Source organism: Streptomyces sp. NPDC059455, from assembly GCF_042750115.1.
Lineage (GTDB): Bacteria > Actinomycetota > Actinomycetes > Streptomycetales > Streptomycetaceae > Streptomyces > Streptomyces endocoffeicus.
The window spans coordinates 1-3347 of sequence record NZ_JBHYVB010000427.1 but is presented as its reverse complement, the minus strand read 5'-3'; the positions used below and the strand labels follow the sequence as shown (position 1 = coordinate 3347).

At 65.9% G+C, this 3347-nt stretch carries 2 protein-coding genes and 1 pseudogene; all 3 read right to left on the bottom strand.

What is annotated here, in order from left to right:
- Nucleotides 1-92 precede the first annotated feature (92 nt).
- Nucleotides 93-371: pseudogene (locus ACFXB5_RS53160) on the bottom strand (transposase); the annotation flags it as partial.
- Nucleotides 372-810: 439 nt separating this feature from the next.
- Nucleotides 811-2163, bottom strand: coding sequence for a crotonyl-CoA carboxylase/reductase (ccrA, locus tag ACFXB5_RS53155; RefSeq protein WP_385223205.1), 1353 nt, complete (start codon nucleotides 2161-2163; stop codon nucleotides 811-813).
- Between the two features lie 154 nt (nucleotides 2164-2317).
- Nucleotides 2318-3103: a thioesterase II family protein gene (locus ACFXB5_RS53150; RefSeq protein WP_385223203.1), complete on the bottom strand. Its 786-nt coding sequence runs from the start codon at nucleotides 3101-3103 to the stop codon at nucleotides 2318-2320.
- Nucleotides 3104-3347: the final 244 nt, after the last annotated feature.

The window sequence follows — 3347 nt, the reverse complement described above, 5'->3', positions numbered from 1 at the left end:
GGGCCATGTGCACTGGCCCGGGACATTCACCTTCGACAGATGTCAAACCTCCTTGGTGACTTCCACTCAACACATGCGACTTCGTGTCGCAAGAGGGCATATTTCCAGTCGATGCGGGTGCGGACCGCGTCGGCGGCCTGCCGGTCAGAGAGGTTCTCGGCGAACTGCAGCACCGACACCAGCGCCAACTGCCCCGGTGACAGCCCCGGACGGCCGTCGGTTGGATACAGCGAGGCGAACTCCTCGTCCCCGAACAGTACGTCCAACCGATCCCGGACCAGCATCGCCGGTGTGCCCTTCGGACACGCGGCCCGCGCCGTCCGCACTGTCCTCGCCGGGATCCGCTGATAGCTCCTCGGTCGCAACGACATCGCAGCCCACCCCCTGGAACAGCCTCCCTGCCACTGTGCCAGCCCACCGACAACTACCGCATGACCCCGACAACATCACCAACAGAGTCATACCGGTAACTTAGGGGCAATCTGGTCGTTGTTGTGGTGTGCCGAGAACGCGTCAGTTGAAGTCGTGTGGTGAGAGGTTGGGCTGCCCGGCCCACGGCCGGACAACCCCACCCCAAGATCTTCACGAGCCTTCTACTAAGGGTCTGTCCTTCGGATCTCCGCGGCGTCGCGATGCGCGCCGCCCGAGCCTCAGTGCCGGTCCGCGGCTCGGGACCGGGGAGTTCAGCGGGTTCACATCGGGGCGGGACGGCCGTTGTCGTGGCCGGCGCCATGAGCAGCGTCGGCCGGCCGCGGTCCAGGGCCTGTGCTGTGCCTGTGCCTGTGCCTGTGCCTGCGACTTCTGTACCGGTCAGCCGGCTGCGTCCGTGGACCCCGGTCGCTTGCGGAAGCGGTTGATCTGGGCCTCGTGGCGGGTCCGGAACTCCGGCGCGTCCACCCCCATGCCCTCCTTGTCCGCGAGGCAGAGCACGCCCACCTTGCCCAGGTGTCGGTTCCCGTGTACGACCTCGGCGGCCAGGCCCACCTGCTCCAGCGGGTACGTCTGAGAGAGCGACGGATGGATCCGGCCCCGCATGATCAGCCGGTTCGCCCGCCATGCCTCGTAGTAGTTGGCGAAGTGCGATCCGATGATGCGCTTGACGTGCATCCACAGATACCTGTTGTCGAACTCGTGGAGATAGCCGGTCGTCGACGCGCAGGTGACGATCGTGCCCCCGCGCCTGGCGACGTAGACGGAGGCGCCGAAGGTGTCGCGCCCCGGGTGCTCGAAGACGATGTCCACATCCTCGCCGCCCGTCAGTTCCCTGACCCGCTGGCCGAACCGTCGCCATTCGCGGGGATTCTGGCCGCCTTCTTCCCCGGACCAGAAGCGGTAGTCCTCCGCACTGCGGTCGATGATCGCCTCCGCGCCCATCTCCCGGCAGATCTCGACCTTCCGCGGGCTCGACACCACGCAGATCGGGAACGCCCCTCCTGCGAGCGCGTATTGGGTGGCGTACGAACCGAGACCGCTTGCCGCGCCCCAGATCAGCACGTTGTCCCCCTGCCGCATGTTCGCCCCGTTGCGGGAGACCAACTGCCGGTACGCGGTCGAGTTGACCAGACCGGACACGGCAGCCTCCTCCCACGTCAGGTGCGGGGGCTTGGGCATCAGCTGATTCGCCTTGACCAGGGCGAGTTCGGCAAGCCCGCCGAAATTGGTCTCGAATCCCCAGATCCGCTGCTGGGGGTCGAGCATCGAGTCGTCGTGCCCTGCGGGGTCCTCCAGTTCGACGCTGAGGCAGTGGGCCACCACCCGCTGCCCCGGGCGCCAGTGTCGGACCCCGGGCCCGGTCCTCAGCACGATCCCGGAGAGGTCGGACCCCACGACGTGGTAGGGCTGATCGTGCCGGGTCGCGAGCCCCCCGGTGCGCGCGTACCGCTCCAGGAACGCGAAGGTGGGGACGGGCTCGAAGATCGCGCTCCAGACCGTGTTGTAATTCACGGAGCTGGCCATGGCCGCCACCAGGACTTCGCCAGGACCCGGCATCGGCGTGGGCACTTCCGCCAGATGAAGCGACTTGGCGGGGTTCCGGTTTGCCACCCGAACTCCGTCGAACATGTGTTGCTCGTCCTTGAGCAGCACCGCCGCCCGGTAGAATTCAGGCACCGACAGCGACTCTACGTCTTCGGGCGCAGCTTCCGGCGATTCAACGGCTTCCACGAACGCGCGGTCCACGTGCTCCCCCTGTCGAACCTGTTGAACGTCGGATGGTAGTCGTCGCTTCAGGTAGGCCGCTGGGCACGCCACTCCGCATATGCCGGACAGGGGTCCTCGATATGACCGGGGCCGAACCGGATTGTCGGTTTCGGAGTCTTCAAGGGCGGGCTGTGGGCAGACGGTTGTCGTCTGCCGTTTCCGCGAAGTGATCCTTGAGCAATGCGATCACGCTGTCCGTCTGTTCCGAGATGTAGAAGTGCCCGCCGGAAAATGCATGGAAAGTACAGGCACTGGTGGTCTGCCGCTCCCACGCGCGGGCCTCGGAAACCGTTGTCTGCGGGTCGGCGTCGCCGGTCAGGACTGTGACAGGGCAGCCGATGGTGACTTCCGGAGCACATCTGTAGGTATCGGCTGCCTGATAGTCGGCACGCAGGGACGGCAGAGCCGCACGCATCATTTCCTGGTTGCCGAGGACATTCGCAGCGGTGCCGTTCAGATAGTGCACGACGGACAGGATGCCCTCGTCGTCTCGCAGATGGACACTCTCACCACGGTGCATGGACGGGGCGCCCCGGCTGGATGCGAACAGATGCGCCACCGGACTGCCGCCGGCCTCGAGCCGACGAATGGTCTCGAAGCCGATGAGGGCGCCGAGGCTGTGTCCGAAGAACGTGACCGGAAGCGGTGGTTGCCGAAGGAGGGCTTCGTGGATCCGGTCCGCCAGCGCATCCACGTCCGTCAATGGCTGCTCCGCACGGCGGTCCTGCCGCCCGGGGTACTGGATGGCGACGACGTCGACGTCGGGGCTGAGAGCCGATACGAAGGGCAGATAGAACGTTGCCGAGCCACCCGCGTGCGGGAGGCACACCAGGCGGGCCGTGGCCGTGCGGGATGGGCGGTAGCGTCGGCACCATAGCTCATCGTCCACAGGCAGATCGGACATTCCGCTCCACTGGTAGTTCCGGCAGAACAACTCGCGCTGTGTCCGCGCCACGGGCACCGATCGCCAGGTTAGCCATGCCGAAGCCTTCGGGCAGTTCTGTTGTTCCACTGCGCGGGCACAGTCCGCCCACTACCGGGAGTGTCCAATAGACGGCCCTGTCTCACATTCGGTGGTAACGGAGAGTCGTGAGGGTCGTTGACATTCCCGTGAAGAATGTCAACGAGCTCGTGCAGACGGTGTTTTC